The 21,871-nt window shown below is 64.2% G+C and carries 24 protein-coding genes; 5 read left to right on the forward strand and 19 right to left on the reverse strand.

Features of this window, described 5'->3' with window-relative positions; translation table 11 throughout:
• Window positions 1–56 precede the first annotated feature (56 nt).
• Window positions 57–329 (reverse strand): DUF2277 domain-containing protein, encoded by a 273-nt coding sequence (locus E1809_RS14420; protein ID WP_133204933.1) that lies wholly within the window; start codon window positions 327–329, stop codon window positions 57–59.
• A 51-nt stretch (window positions 330–380) separates the two neighbouring features.
• On the reverse strand, window positions 381–1,406 hold the full coding sequence (locus tag E1809_RS14425) for an EamA family transporter (protein WP_374102696.1): 1,026 nt from the start codon (window positions 1,404–1,406) through the stop codon (window positions 381–383).
• 70 nt (window positions 1,407–1,476) lie between these two features.
• Between E1809_RS14425 and E1809_RS14430 the strand changes: the two genes are divergently transcribed.
• A complete protein-coding gene (locus E1809_RS14430; protein ID WP_133204934.1) occupies window positions 1,477–2,025 on the forward strand; it encodes a CGNR zinc finger domain-containing protein in 549 nt (182 codons plus the stop codon).
• Between the two features lie 187 nt (window positions 2,026–2,212).
• Here E1809_RS14430 and E1809_RS14435 read toward each other — a convergent pair whose 3' ends face one another.
• The 3 genes from E1809_RS14435 to E1809_RS14445 all read right to left on the reverse strand — a co-directional run bounded on the left by E1809_RS14435 (window position 2,213) and on the right by E1809_RS14445 (window position 4,557).
• Window positions 2,213–2,557, reverse strand: a complete 345-nt coding sequence (locus E1809_RS14435) for a hypothetical protein (protein WP_133204935.1) — start codon at window positions 2,555–2,557, stop codon at window positions 2,213–2,215.
• Between the two features lie 92 nt (window positions 2,558–2,649).
• Entirely contained in the window at window positions 2,650–3,204 is a 555-nt protein-coding gene (locus E1809_RS14440; RefSeq protein ID WP_205754195.1) for a hypothetical protein, read from the reverse strand.
• 9 nt (window positions 3,205–3,213) lie between these two features.
• Window positions 3,214–4,557 (reverse strand): MATE family efflux transporter, encoded by a 1,344-nt coding sequence (locus tag E1809_RS14445; protein ID WP_235835603.1) that lies wholly within the window; start codon window positions 4,555–4,557, stop codon window positions 3,214–3,216.
• Window positions 4,558–4,716: 159 nt separating this feature from the next.
• On the opposite strand from E1809_RS14445, the gene E1809_RS14450 reads away from it, so the two are divergent.
• Together E1809_RS14450 and E1809_RS14455 are read left to right on the forward strand one after the other, a co-directional pair.
• The gene (locus E1809_RS14450; protein ID WP_133204936.1) at window positions 4,717–5,151 is read left to right on the forward strand and encodes a DoxX family protein; all 435 of its coding nucleotides are present in this window, start codon (window positions 4,717–4,719) and stop codon (window positions 5,149–5,151) included.
• 218 nt (window positions 5,152–5,369) lie between these two features.
• Complete coding sequence (locus E1809_RS14455) at window positions 5,370–6,338, forward strand: acyl-CoA thioesterase (protein ID WP_133204937.1); 969 nt, start codon at window positions 5,370–5,372, stop codon at window positions 6,336–6,338.
• A gap of 147 nt (window positions 6,339–6,485) precedes the next feature.
• Here the strand turns inward: E1809_RS14455 and ilvD are convergent, their stop codons facing one another.
• Window positions 6,486–8,366, reverse strand: coding sequence for a dihydroxy-acid dehydratase (gene ilvD / locus E1809_RS14460; RefSeq protein WP_133204938.1), 1,881 nt, complete (start codon window positions 8,364–8,366; stop codon window positions 6,486–6,488).
• 77 nt (window positions 8,367–8,443) lie between these two features.
• Between ilvD and E1809_RS14465 the strand changes: the two genes are divergently transcribed.
• Window positions 8,444–9,277 (forward strand): helix-turn-helix transcriptional regulator, encoded by an 834-nt coding sequence (locus E1809_RS14465; RefSeq protein WP_133204939.1) that lies wholly within the window; start codon window positions 8,444–8,446, stop codon window positions 9,275–9,277.
• Between the two features lie 2 nt (window positions 9,278–9,279).
• Here E1809_RS14465 and E1809_RS14470 read toward each other — a convergent pair whose 3' ends face one another.
• From E1809_RS14470 to E1809_RS14475, 3 genes are read right to left on the reverse strand one after another with little or no spacing between them, the layout of a single operon-like run.
• Window positions 9,280–10,680, reverse strand: coding sequence for an amidase (locus tag E1809_RS14470; RefSeq protein WP_165962320.1), 1,401 nt, complete (start codon window positions 10,678–10,680; stop codon window positions 9,280–9,282).
• Complete coding sequence (locus tag E1809_RS26710; RefSeq protein WP_165962321.1) at window positions 10,677–10,853, reverse strand: hypothetical protein; 177 nt, start codon at window positions 10,851–10,853, stop codon at window positions 10,677–10,679. Before E1809_RS26710 ends, E1809_RS14470 begins: the two co-directional genes overlap by 4 nt.
• A complete protein-coding gene (locus E1809_RS14475) occupies window positions 10,850–12,223 on the reverse strand; it encodes an amidohydrolase family protein (protein ID WP_133204941.1) in 1,374 nt (457 codons plus the stop codon). The genes E1809_RS26710 and E1809_RS14475 overlap by 4 nt, the downstream gene beginning before the upstream one ends.
• Before the next feature lie 91 nt (window positions 12,224–12,314).
• Between E1809_RS14475 and E1809_RS14480 the strand changes: the two genes are divergently transcribed.
• Window positions 12,315–13,244 (forward strand): polysaccharide deacetylase family protein, encoded by a 930-nt coding sequence (locus tag E1809_RS14480; RefSeq protein WP_165962322.1) that lies wholly within the window; start codon window positions 12,315–12,317, stop codon window positions 13,242–13,244.
• Window positions 13,245–13,291: 47 nt separating this feature from the next.
• Here the strand turns inward: E1809_RS14480 and E1809_RS14485 are convergent, their stop codons facing one another.
• From E1809_RS14485 to E1809_RS14530, 10 genes are all read right to left on the reverse strand, one after another.
• Entirely contained in the window at window positions 13,292–14,014 is a 723-nt protein-coding gene (locus E1809_RS14485) for a maleate cis-trans isomerase family protein (protein WP_133204943.1), read from the reverse strand.
• Window positions 14,015–14,632 (reverse strand): cupin domain-containing protein, encoded by a 618-nt coding sequence (locus E1809_RS14490; protein WP_165962323.1) that lies wholly within the window; start codon window positions 14,630–14,632, stop codon window positions 14,015–14,017. It lies immediately after the preceding gene.
• Window positions 14,633–14,745: 113 nt separating this feature from the next.
• Window positions 14,746–15,459: an aldolase/citrate lyase family protein gene (locus E1809_RS14495; RefSeq protein ID WP_133204945.1), complete on the reverse strand. Its 714-nt coding sequence runs from the start codon at window positions 15,457–15,459 to the stop codon at window positions 14,746–14,748.
• A gap of 49 nt (window positions 15,460–15,508) precedes the next feature.
• Window positions 15,509–15,928 carry a cupin domain-containing protein gene (locus tag E1809_RS14500; RefSeq protein WP_133204946.1) on the reverse strand — a complete coding sequence of 140 codons (420 nt, stop codon included), beginning with the start codon at window positions 15,926–15,928 and terminating at the stop codon, window positions 15,509–15,511.
• Window positions 15,928–16,857, reverse strand: coding sequence for a polysaccharide deacetylase family protein (locus E1809_RS14505; protein WP_133204947.1), 930 nt, complete (start codon window positions 16,855–16,857; stop codon window positions 15,928–15,930). Before E1809_RS14505 ends, E1809_RS14500 begins: the two co-directional genes overlap by 1 nt.
• Before the next feature lie 139 nt (window positions 16,858–16,996).
• Window positions 16,997–17,821 carry an MBL fold metallo-hydrolase gene (locus E1809_RS14510; protein WP_133204948.1) on the reverse strand — a complete coding sequence of 275 codons (825 nt, stop codon included), beginning with the start codon at window positions 17,819–17,821 and terminating at the stop codon, window positions 16,997–16,999.
• The gene (locus E1809_RS14515; RefSeq protein WP_133204949.1) at window positions 17,818–18,378 is read right to left on the reverse strand and encodes a hypothetical protein; all 561 of its coding nucleotides are present in this window, start codon (window positions 18,376–18,378) and stop codon (window positions 17,818–17,820) included. The genes E1809_RS14510 and E1809_RS14515 overlap by 4 nt, the downstream gene beginning before the upstream one ends.
• Window positions 18,379–18,633: 255 nt before the next feature.
• A complete protein-coding gene (locus E1809_RS14520; RefSeq protein ID WP_133204950.1) occupies window positions 18,634–19,308 on the reverse strand; it encodes a cysteine hydrolase family protein in 675 nt (224 codons plus the stop codon).
• Window positions 19,309–19,412: 104 nt separating this feature from the next.
• Window positions 19,413–21,008, reverse strand: coding sequence for an ABC transporter substrate-binding protein (locus E1809_RS14525; protein WP_133204951.1), 1,596 nt, complete (start codon window positions 21,006–21,008; stop codon window positions 19,413–19,415).
• Window positions 21,009–21,036: 28 nt separating this feature from the next.
• Entirely contained in the window at window positions 21,037–21,867 is an 831-nt protein-coding gene (locus tag E1809_RS14530) for an MBL fold metallo-hydrolase (RefSeq protein ID WP_133204952.1), read from the reverse strand.
• Window positions 21,868–21,871 lie beyond the last annotated feature (4 nt).

Raw genomic sequence — 21,871 nt, forward strand, 5'->3', positions numbered from 1 at the left:
GTCCCCGCGCGTTGCGGGCTACCCTTCTTCGCTAGGGAAGTTCCGCCAACCGCCGGTTACGCGGTTCCGAAACGAACAGCCGCACGGGCCTTGGCTTTGGCCGCCTCGTCGTCACGATTGCGTGCGGGCGCGTGGGTCACCAGAGCATCGAGAAGGTGCTGCGTGGCATGGGCGATCTCCTCGACGGCCCGGGCGAACGCCTCCTCGTTGGCCTTGGAAGGCTTGGTGCTGCCACTGATTTTGCGGACATATTGCAGGGCGGCAGCTTCAACCTCCGCTGAGGTAGCTCGCGGCTCGAAATTGTGAAGGGTGTGGATGTTGCGGCACATACCACCCATGCTAGGCCTAGCGTCCCCGGGAAGGGATGCCCGCAAGCAGTCCTACATCGACTCGGAAGGCACAGGCTCGACGTCGTTCGCGTGATCAAGCTCGGAGGCTGCGGCTTTGCCCGGCTCGGCGGACCCCAGCCGGTCGGCCCGCAGTTCGTCGATGCGGACAAGGACCACGCCGCAAACAATCAACGCACCGCCCAGGAGCTGGATGGTCCCGGGCAGTTCAGCCAGCAACAACCAGGCCCAGACTACGGCGAACAACACTTCCGTCAGTGAGACAAAGGACGCGACCTTCGAGCCGAGGCTGCGCGCGGCCATGATCCCCGTGACATAGGACAGGACTGTCGCCAACAAGATCAACCCGGCGAGTGAAACCCACCACGGAGTGGTCCAGGGACCCAAGTGCGTATCAGCGGACGCAAAGGTCATGGACAGCAGCCCGGTGCCGCCGGCAACCCACACGAGGACCGAGCCCACCATGAGCCCGCCAGATGCGAGGACGATTGGCGGCAAGGTGTCGTTCTGCTTGGCGGTGATGAAGAAATAGATCACGAGGCAAACCGCTGCAGCCAGCCCCCAGAGGACTCCGACGAAGTCCACTTTGACCGAGCCCGTGAGGTCGAGGACCAAGATGAGACCGCCCAGGGAAAGCAAGGTCCCCACCGACGTAAGCGCGCGCGGGCGCCGTCGGGTTGCCATCCACAGCCACAAGACGATCAGGGTAGGCGCGAGATACTCAAGCAGCAGGGCCACTCCCACGGACAGCCGTGAGACAGCGTTGAAGTAGAAAAGCTGGCACCCGGCCACGCCAATCACCCCGAACAGCAGGATCGTGAGCCAGTTGTCCTTGAGCTGGTGCCACCGTCCGCGAAGGGCAATGATCGCGGGAATCAGCAAAACCAACGACGCACCGGTCAAGCGAACAGCCACGGCCGAGCCCGGCGTCCACCCGGTTTCCAGCAGGGACTTGGCAAAAGAACCAGACAAGCCGAAGACCGCTGAAGAGAAGAGGGCGATCCCCACGCCAGATGCCATGAGGCGCGGAGCACCGGTCCGAGTGGTTGCAGCCGACACAGCAGCCTCCTGTCAGGAGTAAAATGGGTTACGCTGCTGACAATACTCCCGAAACATGTAAGGAGTCAAAGTGCTTTTTGCACCTGACACTGAAGTGGCCCTTCGTAGCCTGGTCAACTTGATCAATACGGCGGCGAACGGCACCGAATCCCTCACAGGCGTCGCCGAACTGCGCGTCTTCCTGGACACCGAAGGATTCACGGGCAGCAGGGAAGGCAGCGAGGCCGAGTTACTCAGCGTGAAACGGCTGCGCAGCCAGCTCGCAGCACTGTGGACCGCCAATGAAGAAACCGCGGCAAAGGGCGTCAACCAGATCCTCACCGACGCACGCGCGCTCCCCCAATTGGCCAAGCATGACCACCTGGACTGGCACCTTCATGCCACCCCGCAGGACGCTCCCCTCGCGGATCGCATGGGGACGGAAGCGGCCATGGCGCTTGTGGATGTGATCCGCAGCAAGGAAATGGACCGCTTGCGGGTTTGCGCGGCCGACGATTGCGATGCCGCCGTTCTCGACCTCAGCCGTAACCGTTCCAAGCTTTATTGCGATACGGGAAACTGCGCCAACCGCACGCACGTAGCTGCTTATCGTGCCAGGAAGGCCTCAGGCTCCGAATAGGCGCGCGGGATAAAACCGTCACGGCATGCAAATTTTAGCGGCGTACGACGACGGCCTGCCGCGGGTTTGCGGGGATGCGGCGGCGGGAAGGCTCCAAAAAGGTGCGTGGCGTGACGCCCACCAAAGCAACGCCCGCCAAACAAACCTCGCCAAAGCAACCCCCGCCAAAGCGAAAGGCCAGCGACGCTTAGTGGGTTTCGGCGTCGGGCGCTTCCGCGTCGCCAGCCGGACGCTGCATCACGGGGCCGTGGCTCGGCTTCTTCGAACTCAGGTTGATGCCGGACCCCTTGCCGAGATGCTCGGCGTTCTCCTTGTGGGTCATGGACAGCATGGCCGCCAGGACCAAACTGACGATGAACGCGATACCCGCCCCGGTGAAGGCAAGATCGAAGCGCGGGGTGCGGGCACTGCCACCCGAGGCGAAAATCAGCACCGCAAAGAAGACCACCACGCCCCAAAACGCGGAGAACATCAGCGGTCCTTTAACCGAGGTCCGCATCTTGCGCGGCTCTCCGGGTTTCTGGTCAGCCAAGATCAATCCTCCAATGTGGCGTGGTTGCCGGCGCCATGCGCGCCCACGAAGTTCTACTCAGAAAGTTCTACGCAGAGTAGAACGTACGACTACTAGTTTACGGCCTCAATCGAGGGGGTTCGCCCATCGTGCCGAAGGCTCAGCCCGGAAAGCACCCACAAGACCCCTGAAATGATCGCGCCACCACCGGCAACACCGAGCAACGCGTGCGCTCCAAGGTCGATGAAAAACGGCAAAGCCACAGCGGTCCCGATCCCCACTACGCCGGAAATAAGCCAGTCGCGGGCTAGTGCGTGGCGGCCACGGCGGGCTAATCCACGAACCAGTTCAAGGACTCCGAGGACCAACAGCCCCACGAGCGCGGAAATCGCCACCCCGGTATCGGACTGCGTAATCAAAGCCCCCACGCCGGCTGCGCCAACTACCACCGCGGCGGCTGGCGGCACGCTGGCAGCCAGGAAAGCGGAGCCCGCGGTGGCCAAAAGGTAGAGACCGGTGGCCCAGGCGAGGACCTGCACCGACGGTGAGCCCCAAAAGACCGTGACGGCGCCGAACACCAGCGCAACAACGGCACGAATCAGGACGGGCTTCCAGAGTGCGGAGGCCGTCGGCGTGGACGAAGCTGCTGAAGAGGCGGGGAAAGTCACCCGTCCAGTTTAGTGCGAACCAAGGACCATCCATTTATCGGTCCGCGCGCGCAGCCCCAAGGTGACGCCGCGCGCCAGCATGTAGCCCAGCGCAAACGCGAGCCACAACCATACGAGCCCCGCCGCGCCGTCGGGCCTTATCAGGTGGACGGCCGCCAGGAGCGGCGCATAGACCGCGAGGTTCACGACGCCGGCAATCGCCAGGTACCGCGCGTCGCCCGCGCCGATCAAGACGCCGTCCAGGACAAATACGTAACCGGCGAGCGGCTGCCCTACGGCGAGCACCCACAGCGCCGCGGTGAGCGCGGACTGGACGCCGCCGTCGGAAGTGAAAAGGAAGCCCACCCACGGAGCGCCGGCAGCAAGGAGGACCCCTGTCACCACGCCGAATCCCGCTCCCCAGCGGATCATGGTGTGCGTGAGTTCGCGTGCCCGCATCGGACGGGAGGCCCCGAGTTCCTTGCCGATAAGGGCCTGGGCGGCGATCGCCAGGGCGTCCAGCGCGAAGGCCAGGAAGGAGAAGATGGTCATCGCGAGTTGGTGGGCGGCCAGGTTGACCGACCCCTGCGCGGTGACCACAAAGACCGTCGCGAGGATGGCCAAGCGCAAGCTGAGGGTGCGGAGCATGAGCCACGAGCCCACGGATGTCATGGTTCTGATGCCGCGCCAATCCGGCCTGAGGGATACGTCGTGGCGACGCGCATTCCTGCCCACCATCACGAGGTAGACCGCCGCCATGGCCCATTGCGCGATGCTCGTGCCGATCGCCGAGCCGGCCACGGAGAGGTGTACGCCGTAGACAAGGAACCAGTTGAGGCCGATGTTTACAGCGAAACCGGCCGTCGCCACCACCAAGGGGGTGCGGGTGTCCTGGAGCCCTCGGAGCACACCGGTTCCGGCGAAAATCAGGAGCATGGCCACGAGGCCGGGCATGGACCAGCGCAAATATTCCACCGCATATCCGCGGACTTCGCCGTCAGCTCCAAGCAGCCCGACGAGCGGCTCAGCGGCGAGGAAGCCCGCCACCGCGAGAACTGTACCCAAGAGCAGAGCCAGCCACACGCCGTCGCGCCCTGCCGCGAGCGCTTTGCCGAGCTTTCCGTCGCCGATTGCGCGCGCCACTGCCGGAGTCGTCGAATATGCCAAAAACACCATGAGTCCGACGGCGGTGTACAGCAGGGTGGAAGCTAGCCCCACGCCGGCCAATTGCGCGACGCCGAGGTGCCCCACAATCGCGGAGTCGGCCAGGAGGAAGAGGGGTTCGGCAATGAGGGCGCCGAAAGCAGGAACGGCGAGCCGCAGGATCTCGCGGGTGTTTGAGGGCGCGGCGGGACGGGTCACTGTTTCGGGCACCTATCCAGCGTAGCGGGGGCTTGGCAGACGCTCGTGGCAGGTAGGGCTTAATTGACACTTCAAGCAAAGTTCGCAACCCTTAAGTTGAAGCTTCAATAAATTTGGCTCCGTCCGAGAAGCTTTGAGACAGCCATCCGCTACCCGAAACGGTGCAAACACATGAAACAGTCCACCCTGACCAACACAGCCCTCACCGTCCTGCGCGTCATCGTCGGCTTCATCTTCGCCGCCCATGGCTGGCAGAAATTCACCGAATTCACAATCCCCGGCACGCAGGGCGCCTTCGCCAAGATGGGCGTTCCTGCCGCCGACGTCGTGGCTCCGATCATCGCGACGCTCGAACTGGTCGGCGGCATAGCGCTGATCGCCGGCGTTCTGACCCGCGTCTTCGCAGTACTCCTTGCACTGGACATGCTCGGCGCACTGGTCCTGGTCCACGCTCCCGCCGGCCTGTTCGCCGACAAGGGCGGCTACGAACTGGTGCTTGCCCTCGCCGCCATAGCCGGCGCGGTCGCCCTCACCGGCGCCGGGCGAATCTCGGTGGACGCCGCCGTCTTCGGCAGGAAGGGTTCCAAGCTGGCGATCCTGGCGTAGATTCGCGACGCACGATCCGCAAACTGCCCCGCGACCCGCACGCTACCCCGCGACCCGCACGCTACCCCGCGACGCGCACGCGGCCTCCCGACGCGCATATGGACTGGCGACAAGGGAATTCCTAGAGCGCCAGTCCATTTCCGCGTCATAGGTCAATCTGGGCGTCGCCATCTCGTCATACAGCGCAACGGCATCACCGCCGTCGATACACTCACGTCATGAGCGAGCGCCCCTCCCATTCCGTCACGCTGCGGTTCCTTGCTTCCCCCACCGACGTCGGACACAGCGGATCCGTCGACGCCGGCACCGTCCTTGAATGGGTCGACAAGGCCGCATATGCAGCCGCCGTGGGATGGGCGAAGTCCTATTGCGTCACTGCGTACGTCGGCAACATCCACTTCGCCGATCCCGTGAACATCGGGGACATGGTGGAGGTGGAAGCCACCATCGTCTACACCGGCCGCTCCTCGATGCACATCCGCACCATCGTGTCCTCGGGCGACCCCAAGGGCGGCCCCGCGACCATGCGCAGCCAATGCTTGGTGATCTTCGTGGCCGTCGGTCCGGACGGACGCCCCGTTCCGGTTCCGCAATTCGAGCCGTCGACGGCGGAGGAGACTGAGCAGCGCGACAACGCCCTGGCGCGGATCGCCGTGCGGGAACAAATCGTCGAGGCCATGAACGCCCAGGAATATACCGACGCCGGTACGGCCGAGCGCGTCGTCCTGCGGTTCATGGCGGCGCCCACTGATGTGAACTGGGGCGGGAAGGTCCATGGCGGCATCGTCATGAAGTGGATCGATGAAGCCGCCTATGTCTGCGCTTCCCGATACTGCGGAAAGGACACAGTCGCCGTGTTTTCGGGCGGCGTTCGCTTCTACCGCCCGCTCCTGATCGGGGACGTCGTGGAAGTCGAAGCCCGGCTCGTCTACACGGGCCGAAAAGGGATGCACATCGCAGTGCACGTGCGCTCGGGAAACCCGAAGAACCGCGAGATGAACCTCACCACGTACTGCCTCACGGTGATGGTCGCGAGGGATGCAAGCGGCGCTGCCGTGCCGATCCCGCCATGGAAACCGAAGACCGACGAAGACTGGCGGCTCCACGCCCACGCCCGCGAACTCCTGGAAATCCGAGGTCGAGCGCCAGGCAACCGCCTGCCCGACCACCTCTTAAACGGCAGCTAGCCCACCGGATGTGAGCTGGCGTCGCGGAATTTTCGGCGAAAAGTGAGCTGGCGTCCCGCCAAAACCCGCCAGACGTGAGCGAGCGTCCGTGGCCGCTTAAAACGAAGGGTGCAGTGGCCGCCCCCAGCGGTGGCCACTGCACCCTTGTTAGCTGCCGCTGCTAGACGCGGACGGCTGCTGGCTGCGGCTCCAAGGCACGTGCCTCACGGCACCCTTGTCTGCCGAAAGCGCGAACGCCGCGTAGGCGCGCAACGCGGGGGAAACCGCGCGCTCACGGTTGCGCGGCTGGTAGCCCGTGGTCGCCTCGAGCAGTGCACGACGGCGGTCAAGTTCGTCGTCGGACACTTCCACCGTGATGGAGCGGGACGGGATGTCGATGGAAATCGTATCGCCGTCCTCGATGAGGGCGATCGCTCCGCCTGCGGCCGCTTCGGGGGAAATGTGGCCGATCGACAGCCCGGAGGTGCCGCCGGAGAAGCGGCCATCGGTGATAAGCGCGCATTTCGCCCCGAGCCCGAGGCCTTTCAGGAACGACGTCGGGTAGAGCATTTCCTGCATGCCGGGGCCACCGCGGGGGCCTTCGTAGCGAATGACGACGACGTCGCCAGCTACGATCCGCTTGCTAAGGATTGCCTCGACGGCGTCGTCCTGCGATTCAAAGACGACAGCCGGGCCGGAGAAGCGGAAGATCGATTCGTCCACGCCGGCGGTCTTCACGACGCAGCCATCAAGGGAGATGTTCCCCCGAAGGACTGCAAGGCCGCCTTCAACCGTGTGGGCGTAGGCGATCGAGCGGACGCAACCGTTCTCGGCGTCGGTATCCAGGCTTTCCCAACGCTCGGACTGGGAGAAGGCCGTGGCGGAGCGGACGCAACCAGGGGCCGCGTGGAACAACTCGACCGCTTCCTCGGTGGCTTGGCCGCCGCGGATGTCCCAAGCGTCAAGCCAGGAGCGGAGGTCGGAGCTGTGCACGGAACGCACGTTGTGGTTGAGCATGTCTCCTCGGTCGAGTTCGCCCAGGATGGCGGGGATTCCGCCGGCGCGGTGGACGTCCTCGATCAGGTAGGTGCCGTTGGGCGCCACCTTGGACAGGCACGGGGTGCGGCGCGAGATTGCGTCGATGTCCTCGAGGGTGAAGTCGAGTTCGGCTTCCTGGGCTGCGGCGAGCAGGTGCAGGATGGTGTTCGACGAACCGCCCATGGCGATGTCCATGGTCATCGCGTTTTCGAACGCGGCGTGGCTGGCGATCGAGCGCGGCAGGACCGATTCGTCGTCGTCGAAGTAGTGCGCCTTGGTGATGTCGACGATTGCCTTGCCGGCGTCCTCGTAGAGGGCGCGACGGGCGGTGTGGGTGGCGAGCGTGGTGCCGTTGCCCGGCAGCGAGAGGCCGAGGGCCTCGGTGAGGCAGTTCATCGAGTTGGCCGTGAACATGCCCGAGCAGGAACCGCAGGTGGGGCAGGCGTTCTCTTCCAAGGTGAGCAGATCGGCGTCGGAGACGCTTTCATCCACGGAGTCGGCGATCGCGCTGATCAGGTTCAGGCGCTTGCGGACGGTACCGTCGACCAAGACGGCGGTGCCGCCTTCCATGGGGCCGCCACTGACGAAGACCGTAGGGATGTTGAGCCGCAGGGCGGCCATCAGCATGCCGGGGGTGATCTTGTCGCAGTTCGAGATGCAGATCAATGCGTCGGCGCAGTGGGCGTTGACCATGTATTCCACGGAGTCGGCGATGAGCTCGCGCGACGGAAGCGAGTAGAGCATGCCGCCGTGGCCCATGGCGATGCCGTCGTCCACTGCGATGGTGTTGAATTCACGCGGGATGCCACCGGCCTCGATGATCGCATCGGAGACGATCCGTCCAACGGGTTGGAGGTGCGTGTGTCCGGGGACGAATTCGGTAAAGCTGTTCGCGACGGCGATGATCGGCTTTCCGAAGTCGGCTCCATTCACGCCGGCTGCACGGAGCAAGGCTCGTGCGCCGACCATGTTGCGGCCGTGGGTGACTGTCCGTGAACGTAGTTGTGGCATTCGACCAGTTAACCAGTCCCGTCCCGCAGCTTGAAGACGCTCCCGATACTAGTAGTGGCAGTGCTAGATTTGGTGGAATGAGTGAAGAGCGCAGGCGGGAGTTGGGCCAGTTCCTGCGCGACCGGCGAGGAAACCTGGTTCGGGCGGAATTGGGGTTGCCGCCTATCGGACGCAGCCGCACCCTGGGGCTCCGGCGCGAGGAGGTCGCCTCCTTCGCCGCGGTGAGCGTCACCTGGTACACGTGGCTCGAACAGGGCCGCGAAATCAACGCTTCCCGGCAAGTGCTCGAAGCGATTGCGCGGGTGCTCGGCCTGACTGGCGCGGAGAAGTCTTATCTACTGGCCCTGGGCGGGTACACCCCCGTGCCGACTGCCCATGCCGGCGTGGTCGAGGAAACGCCGGCCCACCTGCAGCGGCTGTTGGACACCTTGGAATTTCCGGCTTTCGCCGTAGCGCCCGATTGGGGCATTGCCGGCTGGAACCGGGCCTACGCCGGCCTGTATTCGCGCATCGCCAGTGTCGACTTGGCCGACAGGAACCTCTTGTGGCTGATCTTCACGGATCCGCACTTGCGGGAGATGCTCCCGGACTGGGAAGAGACGTCACGCCATTTTGTGGCCGAATTCCGGGCGGAGGCCGGCGCACGGCTCGGCTCCGAGGCCCACACCGCGCTCATCAATCGCTTGGTCGAAGCCAGCCCCGAGTTCGCGAAACTCTGGGGAGACCGCGGCGTGGAACGGTTTGCTTCCCGGCAGCGCGTGTTCCTGCACCCCGCGGTAGGCGAACTCATCTTCGAGCAGCACCGGCTGGTCCCCTCGGACGCCCCGGAGCTGCATTTGGTCATGTACGCCCCCGTTCCGGGCACTCCGACGAGTGCGCGGATGCGGGAACTGGCGGAGGTTAGCGCCTGACCTCAGCTGGCCGGCAGAGTCCGTACGGGAACGTGCGTCCGCCACGGCACGGCGTGCTCGTAGGACTTGGCAATTGCAAGCACCCGCGCGTCCGACCACTCCGGTCCCATGATGTGGAGTCCAACGGGCTGCCCGTCCGCATAGCCACAAGGAACGCTGATCCCTGGCATCCCGGTGAGGTTCGCCGCGGAGAGCATGCGCAACGCACTTGACAGGGAGTCCTCCCCCGCACCACCGGTCAGTTCGGAGGACATCGAGCACGCGAGCGGAGCGACCGCAGGAAGAGTCGGCGACACCAGGACATCCACACCGGCGCGGAGCATCGTTTCAGGGATGGACTTCCGAAGGTGGCTTCGGACCTGCCAGGCCAGCCGGATGTCATCTTCGGTTGCCAACGCTCCAGTCTCGATCATGACCCGGGTGGCAGGCAGGTACCGTTCTGCCGCTGCCGCCAAACGCTCCCGGTGGTGGTCCGCCGATTCGGAAAGCGAAATCGCCACGCTCGCATGGAGGGACAGGTCAAGCCCGGGCAGCGGCAAGTCAACAATCTCGAAGCCGAGGTCCGCGAACACCACCAGGGCTCGCTCGACGGCGGAGAGGACGCCTTCGGTGACGCCCCAGTCGGACCACAGCTGCCGGTCAATCCCGAGCCGGATACCCTCAGGAACCTGCCGGAGCCTGGCAGAAATCCCGCCTCCCAACAGTGCAAGGCCTTCCGGTTCGGCCATGCCCTCGAACATTGCGGCGCAGTCTTCCACGCTTCGCGCGATCGGACCCACGTGGTCCAAGGTGTGGCTCACATTGAGTACCCCGGAGGAAGATACGGCACCGCGGGTGGGCTTCAAACCCACCAAGCCGTTGACGGAAGCCGGGTTCCGGACCGATCCCCCGGTATCCGTTCCCAGGGCCCCAGGCACGCTCCCCACAGCAACGGCCACACCGGACCCAACACTGGAACCGCCGGCATACCTTTCAGGATCCCAAGGATTGCGCGACGGCGGTATACCTTGCCCAAAGGCGAACTCGTGCGTCTGGAGCTTTCCGAGCAGCACGGCACCGTTCGACCGCAGCCGTCGGACCACGCCCGCATCAGAGACGGCGATGTTGCCACGGAGACTTTCGGACCCGCCTTCGGTCGGCATCCCCTGCACGTCCATGACGTCCTTCACGCCCAAGGGGATTCCGTGGAGGACACCGGCAAACGTCCCGGTCGCGGCGAGCGCGTCCGCTTCGCGGGCCAACGAGCGTGCGCCGGCTTCGTCCACGAAAGCCCAGGCACGCGCGTACTCTTCCGTCTCCTGGATGCGCGCGAGGAGCGAGTCGAGGAGTTCCACTGCCGACAACTCCCGCCGCCGAAGGAGAGCAGCGGCCTCGACCAAGCCGAGCTCCCAGGCCGCGGTCACGCCGACAACTCCGCGAAAGCCGACCTCAACGATTCCATCCCCGCGCGAAAGTCCTGGTACGAGGATTGCAAGGCCGGGCCGTCTTCGCGGGCGATCGCGTCGCCCACCAACTCCCGAACAATCCGAAGCTGCCCGTCATCCAGGGCATCCACAGCGTCCAACGCGTCGCTCACCGGTGCGCCGCCGTCGTGAGCTTGCCGTCCCGGACCACGGCGACGCCGTCCACGAAGACCATCCGCACGTCGCGGAAGTCATCGGCCCGAGCCGCCACGACGTCGGCGGCTCGGCCGGCCTCCAGGCGTCCGCTTTCCGGGGCTATCCCAGGGATAAGGTCGGCGACGCCCGAGGTTGCCATCGCAACAGCGCCGGCCAGCGACCGATGTCCGCGGGCCACGATGTCCTGGACGGCGGCAATCAACTCGTCATGGTCACCGTCGTGGCCATAGTCGGTGCCGATCACCGTGATGAGTTCGGGTTCGCACAGCAGCAGATCCCAGTGCTCCCGGGTTGTGACAGTGTGCTTGCGGTGTAGGAGATCGAAGACCGACGCTTCGGCCGGCCAACCCGTTTTCCGTCCGAGGACAGCCAGTTCGCGGGCCTCGTCAGGGGTGTGCGAAGGATGGTTTGCATGGGCGGCGATCACCGTGGTTCCGCTTCCCTCAAACTCAAACATCAGTTCCCGCAAGACGCTGGCCGTGGCCGAGGCGCTGTGCACGATTGCAGGCACGCCGAACGTCGCCGCAGCACGCACCCCTTCCCGGATCCCTTCGATCGCAGGGTTGAACGACGGCAAGACTGAATCCGTCACCAGTTTTGCGAGCTGGGTTGCCGTGAAGGCCTCCGCGAGCCCGGCCGCGTGGGCGGCTTCGGCGAGCGCTTGGACATCGAACGCGCTGACGTCGATGAACCGGCCCAGGACCGCCTCTTTGATGTGGCGGGCCTGGTCGATGGAGATCCGGATCCCTGAAGCCTTGCGGATGGCTTCCGGGATGTAGAGGAGGTCCTGGCCTCCTCCGCCAAGCGTTTGGCCTCCGCCCAGCTCCCCGATGGCGACAGCACCGTCGTCGAGCATTTGCCCTACGGTCAGTTCGTACGCCTCGGAGGTTAGGCCCTGTCCATCGGCCCGGGAAGCCGCTTCGAGGCAGTGCGGCAAGTGCGTGGTGGCTCCCTTGACGTGGACGGCGTGCCGGCGGTCGGCTTCGCGCACATCGTCCATCGACGCAAAACCGCACAGGTTGAGGACCGTTGTTGTTCCCGCGAGGAGGTGCCTGTCCAAATTGCCCATCCAGCGGTCCGCCGGGAGCGCATGCGCCGCGCTGGGAAACAGGGCGCCGGGGGTCACTCCATGCGTGTGGCTGTTGATGAGGCCAGGCATGACGATGCACCCGGATGCGTCGATGACTTCGCCGTCGAAAGGTTGGCCAGCATCCCAGCGATTGAGTATCTCCGCGATCCGGCCATGCCGAATGACGACGGCTCCTGCTTCGATGACGGAATCCCCCACGCCCGGTACAACGGTTCCTCCGCGAATGAGCGTGGACATTCGATCCCCTCTCGGCTATTTTCATCATATCGAAGTTTGCTTCACTATAGCCGCAAGGGTGCGGCTTCGGAACCCCCGAACGGAGAACCTGATGGCAGTGCCGCAGACGCAGCGGGATTTCGTCGGATACGGCGAAAATCCGCCTTCATTCAGCTGGCCGAACGGGGCCCGCGTAGCAATCTCACTGGTCATCAACGTGGAGGAAGGTGCCGAGCGCAGCATTGCCCGAGGCGACTCCGCCAACGACCTCGGCGCACATTGGATTCCCGCCCGAGGGTCCGGTACGCGGAACCTGACGCTGGAATCTGCCTTCGAATACGGCGCCCGCGCCGGCATGTGGCGGCTTTTGCGGATCCTGCGGAAACACCACGTCCCCGCCACGGCGTTCTGCTGCGCAGCCGCGCTGGAACTCAACCCGCCCGGCGCCGCGGCCCTGGTTCGCGATGGCCACGAGATCGCCGATCACGGCTACCAATGGGACACCCACACCGAACTCGACGACGATGCCGAGGAGCGCCTCATCCTCTCCTCCCGCGACGCCATTCACGCCAGCACCGGCCGGATGCCTACCAGCTGGTACTCGCGGGACGGCCTCAAACCCGGAACACGCCCGGTGCTCGCCAGGACCGGATTCTCCTACGAGTCCAACAGCTTCAACGACGACCTGCCGCATTGGGGTTCAGGACCGGGCAATCCGCAGCTCCCCATACTGCCTTACGCCGGCGACACCAATGATTCCGGGCTTTTCAGGCAATTCCCTACCGCGGCAGCATTCGAAAAACACCTGACTGCCGCCTTGGAAATGCTCCTCGACGATACCCGGTGCGGCCCTTCGGTCATGAGCGTCGGGCTTCACCCGCGACTCATCGGCCGCCCCGCTTACGCGGTGGCCTTGGACCGTTTCATCACCCATGCGCGCGGCAGGTCCGCCTGGTTTGCGACGCGACAGGAAATCGTGGACGCGTGGGTCCGGATTACGACGCCGGAACGCACGACGGCGGCCTGCCCGCCGCCGTCGTAGGGTCACCGCCGTCGTAGGGTCACCGCCGTCGTAGGGTCACCCGCACATCAGTGCTCCGCCAGGAGGACGCCCCAACCGTGAATCGGACGGGCTGCCCGCGCCACCCGCAACAGGTGCCACACGGTGGCGATCGCACTGTCTACCACCGGAATGCCGAACTCATCCTCCAAACCGGGCACCAAGTAGCCCGAACGAAGGTTGGTTCCAACGCACACCACGGCGTCGACGTCGCGCGCAAACGCCGGCCTCGCCATCGCCTCGATGTCCGCGTCGGCCAACCGCGCAATCTCCGGGTTGCTCATGGCCGAGGCCGGAACCGACACCGCTTGCACGTTGATGCCAAACCGGTCGTACTCGTCCCGGATCTGGGCGGCGATAGCGGCAGGTCCGGGGAAGAGAAGCCCCACCCGTGTTGCCGACAAAGCCGCAAGGGCCTCGACGACGGCCACGGAAGCGGTGGTCGCCGGGGCCCCGCAAACCGTTTCCAATTCCGAACACAAGGCCCGGTCGCCGCTGATCCCCGTCCATGATCCTGACGTGCCATGGAACGCGATGGCCTGCAGTTCCGCATCCGCCAAGAGTCCGGGAGCGCCGCCGAGGACCCCCAGGTCCACGGCGTCGTCAAGGCTCGGCGGCAGGCGGAACCTGCTGTAGTGGACCCCTAAGTCCGGCTGCCCGGCAAGGATCGAGGCAGTGAGCGTTTCAGCATTCGAGTTGCTTGACGGGACAAGGACCCCAAGCCGGGTGAGGGGCCCGGGAACCCCGGCCACCTAGTGGGCCTTGCCCAGTGAAGGCGGCGTGGAGATTGCGAGCATCACCGCGGCCGAGGACGTGTGGTTGCTCCACCAGTGCGGCAGGGAAGCGTCGTAGGTCAGGCTGTCGCCCGCTTCCAGAAGGAAGTCCTGGCCTCCGACGGTCGCCACCAAGGTGCCGGCCTGGAGGATGACGCACTCCTCGCCCTCATGCGAGTGCGGCACGTGGGCGCCGTCGAAGTTGGCGGGAATGGTCATGTTGATCACGCCCAGCTTGCGTTCGGAGTCGGGAACGATCAGCTCCATGATGATCCCCTGGGAAGGGATCTCGATGCGACGCCGATCGGCCCGGCGGACCAGCATGTGGTCTTGGCCTTCGTGAGGGTCCGTGAACATGCTGGCCAGCGGCAACTCAAGGGAGTTGGCCAAACGGAGCAGGGTCGCGAAAGAAGGATTGCCGATTCCGCGTTCGATCTGGCTGATGAGCCCGGCACTTACGCCAGCGCGTTCGGCAAGTTCTTCCACTGTGAAACGGCCGAGGCGTTGCTGCTTGATCATCGCCCCGAGGTGGGCGATCCAGAAGTCTCGTTCCAGGGACTCGGTTACTTCGCTGCCTGCGGTGCCCGTGCCTTCCACGACGACTCCTTCACTAGTCCGCGGTTTTGCGTCAGTATATCGAAGATAGTTTCGTGCCGGGGCCTTTTTTACAGCCCTCAATTCGACCGGCATTCCGCCTCCGCCCAGCGCGCTCATGCTGCCCCCAGATCGGCAAATCCTGCCAGGAGGGAGGCAACTTCCTTCTCCCAGTAGACCGCGCAACGGTCGGCCCCGCGATTGAAGACCTCGGCAGCGGAGGCGATTCCGGGAGCCGGAAGGCCGATGCTGGAACCGGCGCCGGACACCACGTCCACCACCCGCTGGACTGCCTCCTGCAAGGCTTCGGCCCCCTGTTCTCCATGGCGGAGGAGGTCCGCGGCGAGGTCCGTCGGCCCCACCCATCCGCCACCGAATGCCTCGCTGTCCACGAATTCCTTGACCCGTTCGACCGCTTCAACGGTTTCGAACAAAACCGTGACCACAGGCGCAAAAGAGTAGTCGGTGCCGAACCCCGATGCCGGGGTGACTTGCCTCGGACGGGATCCATGGGGCGCGTACCGGGTCGCCTCGAAGGCGCGCTCCAACTCGTCCAGAGTGCGGACCTGGGGCAAGACGATCTCTGCGACTCCGGTATTTGCGAAGGCAAGGATGGTGTCGTTCTTCAGGTCCGGCACGCGGACAGCCACCCGCACTCCGGAGCCGGCCAGGCGCTGCACGACGTCGGAACATTGCTGGACGGTGATGCCTGTCTGTTCTGCGTCGAGGACCAGGAAACCCACACCGGTACGGGCCAGGAGCGCCAGCAACGTCGGGGTCGGATCGGCCGTGATGATGCCAACGTTGCGTTCAAGGGCTTGCGAAGTCATGGAATATTCCTTTTGAAGGTTCTGCGACGGCAATGAAGGCGTGGGCGGGTCACTCGTCGGGGATGAATTGCCAGTCCGCTGGTTTGCTTACTCCGACGACGAGGTCAACGTCCTCGTCGCCATCATTGGTAAGTCCGTGGGAGGTGCCTCGGGGAATGTAGATGGCATCCCCGGGTTTTGCCCGGTACGTAGTGCCACCAAGGTGAACCATCGGAGTGCCGCTGATGACAACGTAGAACTCCGAAGCGTCGGGGTGGTGGTGGCACAAGTGGTGTTGTCCCGGCAGGATCTTCCCCCAACTGACGCACAGGTCGTCCGAGCCGCTGAGGTCCCTGGAGATGAGCGTACTGACCAAGCCTTGATCCCGCTGGCCCTCCAAACCCACCTTGTCCAGTGCCGTGAAGCCCTGCTCGTGCACATTGTGGACCAAGCGGGCGAGGTCGACGGTTTCCTGGCCGATGCCGCCCATCACGCCACTCCCTCGAAGGCTGCAGTCCTCGCGACGTCGGCCTGCACGGGAGGGTGTTCCATCCACCACCGTGCGATTTCTTCGCGCGTCGCGAACCAGACGCCGGGCTGTGCGAGGGCGTATTCCAGGAAGCGGCGTACACCGTGGGCTACGCTCGGCCGGCCGCCGATCCGCAAGTGCAAGCCTACGGACATCATTTTGGGCACGGTCTCCCCCTCGATCAGGAGGCAATCGAGGGAATCCTTCAACACGGTGAAGAAGTCCTCCGCCGTGCCGAGGCTCCCGTTGCCCCAGAAGCGGGCGTCGTTAGTGTCGCCCGAATAGGGAATTACGAGATGCCGGCGTGGTCCGGCCTCCACATAGTACGGAAGATCGTCAGCGTAGGAATTCGAGTCGTACAGCACGCCCTCTTCCGCCAGGATGGTCCGCGTGTTCTCGGTAATGCCTTCGCGGACGTACCAGCCCACCGGCCGGACTCCCGAGACGGCCTCGACGGCGGCCAGGGACTTGCGGATTTCGCGCCGCTCCTCGTCGGGCTCCATTCCCACGGTTCCCCGCCACTTGTAGCCGTGGGCGCAGATTTCGTGGCCGTCACGCACGATCGCGCGAGCGGCGTCGGGGTTGCGTTCAAGGGCGGCGCCGCAAGCCATGACGGTTGCCCGGACGTTGTATTCGCGCAACATCCCCAGGTAGCGCCAGATTCCTACCCGGCTGCCGTATTCAAAGAATGATTCCTTCATGAGGCTGCGGCGCGAGGGGTCCGCAGCCCAGCCTCCGAATATCGAGACGTCTTCGTCCTTCTCATCACCGGCTTCGATGGAGCTTTCTGCGCCTTCTTCGTAGTTCAGCACGACGGAGACAGCCACCTTGGCACCCTCGGGCCAAGTGACGACGGGAGGGTTCTCCCCATATCCAATCAAGTCCCGCATTGTCTCTCTCCTTGCTTTTCGTTGGCATCCGCCGCAGCAGCCTGCCACGGCTTCCTGCTGTTGCCGGGTCCCCAGGATCGCGAGCGCTTGTCCGCGGCAACCGACGCCCGAGTTTTCATTATATTGATTAGTCTTCATTCTAAAGAGGTCGCCCTTCATAGACCTTCCGATGGGCGGCCAACGAGGTCTTGAGCATTCCCTCCACGTCGTCAATGACGTTCCCGTGGGCAGGGCCGATGAAGTTGACCGAAAACGCCTCCAGGGTGTCCTCGATACCTTGGAAGGCCACGCCCACATCGACGAATTTGGTCCAGTAGAGTGCACGGCCCGTTCCGTAGGCAGCCTGCTCCACCGACGGCGGCGCCGGCATCTCGCTTGAAAGCAGGCGGCACTGCCCCGGCAAATGCACCGGCTCGTCGTCCTCCGCCGAAACGGGAACGTCGTGGATGAAGGAAAAGCCATCGGAAACGAACATGACACCCGCCCCGGAGTCATAACCCCACAGCGTGTTCTCCAAGTCGCGGATATACGCGGGGAGGAAATGGAACGTCCGGCCGCCCAGATCCAAGGAATCACCGGCGAGCATGCTCCTCAGGCGGTGGGCATGTTCCGGAAAGTGGAGAAAGTAGTCACGCACATTTCCCACCACAACCGCGGACGGGTACCTCGAGAGCAGGACCGGAAGATTGCCCGCATGCGGGATTTCCGGATGCGTGGGGAAGACAAAGTCAAGAGTCCGGCCGGCCAAGGCATGGTCCAGTTGGGCCAGGACGGTTTCGCGGTGGGCGGGATCTCCGGTATCCACCAGGACGGTGGCTTCCGAACCCATCACCAGGTACGACGACACGTGGTAGTGGACCTCCTGCCCTTCGGCATTGGCGGACAGACAGCCTCCCAGCCAATGGACACCTTCGGAAAGAACGCGGCCCACGGCGGGCTCGCACCCGGGAACCACAGAACTCATTGGATGCCCACCTTCCTGATCGCCGCTGCCAATTCCAAGGCCTCCCTGAGGCACCTGCCTTGACCGACAAAGGGCACACCGTAGCCAGGCCCTATGGCCTTGACCTCGCGCCGCCGAACGATCTCTTCAACATCACCCGCGATGTCACGCGTATCCGCCTCAGCGAACCACTGGAACTTTCGCAGGCCGGCCTCTGCCGCAAGACCGTCCGGCAGGAGGCCTGCATAAGAGCCGTGCGTGAAAGCGTCCGACGTCAGCAGCGCGCCGGATTCGTGATCGAATATCCACAACGTCGGCAGGAGCCGCATCAGCGGCGACACAAACTCCAGGGTCAGGCCGTCGAGGACTTCGACGTCGAGCGCCGTTCCCGGATTCACCATGATGCGCCTCGGCTCCGCCGACGACCTCGGGACGGTGATTCCGCCCGTGTACCAGACGGATTCGACCTTGAACCTGGCTTCGATGGCGGGAACGTTCAGGCAGCATTCCATTTCCGTCCGGGTCAGCACAATGGCCACCGGTTCGCCCGGATCGAGGAGCATGTCCAGTTGGGCCACGATTTCTGCCTCATGCAGCCGGACGCCGGTGTCAACAGCACCGAGCCGGCGCTTCCTTTGATGAGGTAGCAGTTGACGGGCTGTGTGGCCTTGACGCCCGGGGGACACCAACTGACATTGTGGTCCAGGAAGATCTCTCCTCCCAAACGGTAAACGCGGTCCGGAACGAGGCTGTGGACGCCGTCGATAGGGACGGCTGTGCTGGTTGTTTGTTGATTCATCGAGCTTCCCTCCCTCCTTTACCCGTTGAATCTCCTAGGCAACGCCCGCCGAATCCCACACCGCCAACGCCTCGTCCACCGTGCAGACGTCGTGGCGGGCCTTCATGACAGTCATGGCCGCATCGTGGACCACGGTGTCGTACGCGCCAACCGCATCCTCAAGCAGTACGGCGTAAAAGTCGTTGTGCACGGCATCGCGCAGCGTTGCTTCAACGCAACCGCCCGTGGAAACACCAACCAGCGCAACCGACTCAATGCCTTGGCTGCGCAAGAGGAGCGCCAATTCCGTTCCGACGAACGCACTCGGGCGGCGCTTGGTGATGATGACCTCGCCGTCCTCCGGCATGCACTCGGCACAGAACTCCGTGGCCGGATCGCCTTTGACGCTCAGCTTGCCAAGGTCGATGGGCCGCCCATTGGCGGCCGTATACAAAGCCCGCAGCCAAGCGGCAGGCGAGCTGCCGCCGTCGGGCAGGTTTTCGACGCGGATATGGAAGACCGGCACCCCGTTCTTCCGCGCCGATTCGATGGCCCGCCCGCAACGTTTGGCGACGTCGGGCATCATGCTGAGGTCGTGCCCGGAGTCCCCGATAGCGCCGCCGGCGTAGACCGCGCCCTCCTGCATGTCGATCACGACGAGTGCAGTGGTGGCGGGGTCGAGCAATTCCTGCAGGGTGTCGCGGACCTGCTTTCCGCAGATTTCAATCATGGAAAGTTCCTTTGGGTGTGTGGTGCCGGCCGGGCCCGACGGCGGTCGGCCGGCACCAGCTCGCGGCCCAGGGCCGCTTCGGTTGAGAAAGGACTGCCGGCGGCCTAGCGGCCGAGGGCGTTGAAGTAGATTTGGCCGTTGGTCAGCGGCACCGCTCCGGTCAGCCCGGTCTTGGCGACCAGGACTCCCTTGGTTTCGACCAGCGAAAGGATCGGTGCGCCGTCGTCGACCAGTCCGGCCATCTTGTTTAGGAGGGCCGTGCGCTTGTCCGTTTGGGTCTCCGGAGTAGCGGCGAGCTCGGCGCGGGCCTTGTCGAAGTCGGGGTTCGACCAACCGGTCGTGTTGCTCGGAGCACCGGTCCCGTAGAACGCGTAGCTGTAGAACGCCGGATCAGCGATGACGATCGGTTCCGAGTAGAGCACTGCTTGATAACGGCCTTCAATGAGCGCCGTCGAGAAATCAGTGGAGCTGGCAACGTTCTGCAGCTGGACGTCGATTCCTACTTCCTTGAGCATCGATTGGATCAGTACCGCGGACTTCGCCGCGACCGGACCCGGCCGCGTTGCGCTGTAGCTCAGGGTCAACGGGAAGCCATTGGGGTATCCGGCATCAGCGAGGAGCTTCTTCGCCCCCGCCTGGTCGAACTTGTACACGGGAGAAGCGTCGACCCCAGGGAAGATGGATGCGGCCGGTTGGCCATAGCCCGCGTAAGCGCCCTTGACCAAAGCATTGCGATCGATGGCCATGGAGATCGCGTGGCGAACGTTGGGATCTGCCAACGGACCGGTCTTGGTGTTGAACATCATGGTGTCGCGGGTCTGGCTGGGGCAGTTGAGTACAGTTACCCCTGGCGTCTTTTCCAAGGACTTGTACTGGTCGTAATCAAAGCCATTGGCAACCTGCACCTCGCCGCTCTCCACCAATTGGCTTCGCGTCGCGGTGCTTTGGACCGCCTTGACCACAACCCGCTTGACAGGGCCCCGCTCGCCTTCCCACTTCGGATCGGCAGTGACGGTCAGGGAAGCGCCAGGAGTGAATTCCTCCAGTTTCCAGCCGCTGTAGTCGGCGAGGTTCTTGGAAAGCCAGGCATTCGCCGTCGGGTCGTCGGGCGTTACGTGCTTCTTGGCTTCCACGCTGTCATGTATGTAGAAGAGGTTGTTCTGCAGTGACTGCACCGTGTAGGAAGTCAGCTGGGTGGTGTTGAGCTGAACCGTATGGTCGTCAATCACTTTGACCAGGTTGTCGATGTTGAACCCGCTGCTCTTGAGCGTTCCCTTCATCACTGGCTGGCGCTTCATGCCGATGTCCAGGCTCCACCGGACGTCCTCGGCCGACAGCGTGTTCCCGTATTGGCTTGTGAGCTTGCGGAGGGTGACCACGATGCCGGTACCGTCGGCGCTGGGTTTCACGCTCTCGGCGAGGCGGCCTGAAACCTCGGTGGTCGGGGCGGGGCAGGACTTGCCGTCGCCGACGCCCGGTTTGTACTCGAGCAGTTGGGAGCCGAGGCCGCTAAGCACAACATGGGAGGCGCTGCCGCCCCACGGTGCCGGGGTCAAGCTGTCCGGAAGGGCTCCGACGGCAACAACAACGTTGTCGACGGATTGGACGGCCGCCGTTTGGGAGGTTGAGCCCCCACAGGCGACAAGGGACAGGGTGAGGGCGGCAGCGGCGCCCCCGGTAAGCAAACGCAGACGTTTCATAAGGTGACTCCGTTTATTGGGGGGGAAGCTACGATTGTGCGGTCTCGTAGCGGTAAGCCCGCTTGTGGCCCGCCCTGATGATGGGTTCCACGTCGCGGATGTTGCTGATGAAGTTGCCGTGGGTCGGAGCAACGGACTTCACGCCGATTTCATCAATAAGATGAAGGACGCGGTCATAGACTGCATCGGCGTCGTTGGCGAAGCGGGCCCAGTAGAGGGCGCTTCCGGTGAAGAACGCGGCGTTCTCGACGGCGATTGGAACCTGCAGCTCGCTGGTGGTCAAGCCGCACTCGCCCGGGAGGTGTACCGGGTCTTCGTCGTCGAGCTCGGGGCGGTGCATGTAGCAGAAACCGTCGGCCGTGAAGAGCACTCCGGCTTCCGGCACGAATCCCCATTGGGTGTTGGGCAGGTCCCGGATGAGGGCCTCCACCACCATGAACTCCTGTCCGCCGAGGTCAATCCGGTCTCCGGGCACCCTTGCGTGGAGGTTGGGGACGATCTGGGGATAGAAGAGATGGTAGTCGCGGATATCGCCCACCACCTGGATGTTCGGGTATTTTTCGACGAGCCTCGGGAGGTTTCCCGTGTGGGGAAGCTCGGGGTGGGTAGGAAAGACGTAGGTGAGTTCGTTCCCGTCCAGCAGTTCATCGAGGGTGCGGGAAATGATGGGCCAACTGGACGGGTTGCCGGTGTCGACCAAGATGGACGAGTGCTCCCCCTGGACAAGGTAAGTGGAGTTGTGGCCGTGGATTACCCGGTCCGCCAAGTGGAAGGGAAGGCAGGAACTCATCCACGTGACGCCGTTGGCGACGCTGCGCGGAAGGTCGCTGCTCATCGTTTCTACGAGTTGTTCTTCCATGGGG

Source organism: Arthrobacter terricola (assembly GCF_004354015.1).
Taxonomy (GTDB): domain Bacteria; phylum Actinomycetota; class Actinomycetes; order Actinomycetales; family Micrococcaceae; genus Arthrobacter; species Arthrobacter terricola.

Bases quoted from the DNA above. Each gene is read 5' to 3' on its own strand.
- E1809_RS14420 (WP_133204933.1), bottom strand. From the start codon at position 329: ATGTGCCGCAACATCCACACCCTTCACAATTTCGAGCCGCGAGCTACC.
- E1809_RS14450 (WP_133204936.1), top strand. From the start codon at position 4,717: ATGAAACAGTCCACCCTGACCAACACAGCCCTCACCGTCCTGCGCGTC.
- E1809_RS14455 (WP_133204937.1), top strand. From the start codon at position 5,370: ATGAGCGAGCGCCCCTCCCATTCCGTCACGCTGCGGTTCCTTGCTTCC.
- ilvD (WP_133204938.1), bottom strand. From the start codon at position 8,366: ATGCCACAACTACGTTCACGGACAGTCACCCACGGCCGCAACATGGTC.
- E1809_RS14465 (WP_133204939.1), top strand. From the start codon at position 8,444: ATGAGTGAAGAGCGCAGGCGGGAGTTGGGCCAGTTCCTGCGCGACCGG.
- E1809_RS14475 (WP_133204941.1), bottom strand. From the start codon at position 12,223: ATGTCCACGCTCATTCGCGGAGGAACCGTTGTACCGGGCGTGGGGGAT.
- E1809_RS14480 (WP_165962322.1), top strand. From the start codon at position 12,315: ATGGCAGTGCCGCAGACGCAGCGGGATTTCGTCGGATACGGCGAAAAT.
- E1809_RS14495 (WP_133204945.1), bottom strand. From the start codon at position 15,459: ATGACTTCGCAAGCCCTTGAACGCAACGTTGGCATCATCACGGCCGAT.
- E1809_RS14500 (WP_133204946.1), bottom strand. From the start codon at position 15,928: ATGGGCGGCATCGGCCAGGAAACCGTCGACCTCGCCCGCTTGGTCCAC.
- E1809_RS14505 (WP_133204947.1), bottom strand. From the start codon at position 16,857: ATGCGGGACTTGATTGGATATGGGGAGAACCCTCCCGTCGTCACTTGG.
- E1809_RS14510 (WP_133204948.1), bottom strand. From the start codon at position 17,821: ATGAGTTCTGTGGTTCCCGGGTGCGAGCCCGCCGTGGGCCGCGTTCTT.
- E1809_RS14520 (WP_133204950.1), bottom strand. From the start codon at position 19,308: ATGATTGAAATCTGCGGAAAGCAGGTCCGCGACACCCTGCAGGAATTG.
- E1809_RS14525 (WP_133204951.1), bottom strand. From the start codon at position 21,008: ATGAAACGTCTGCGTTTGCTTACCGGGGGCGCCGCTGCCGCCCTCACC.
- E1809_RS14530 (WP_133204952.1), bottom strand. From the start codon at position 21,867: ATGGAAGAACAACTCGTAGAAACGATGAGCAGCGACCTTCCGCGCAGC.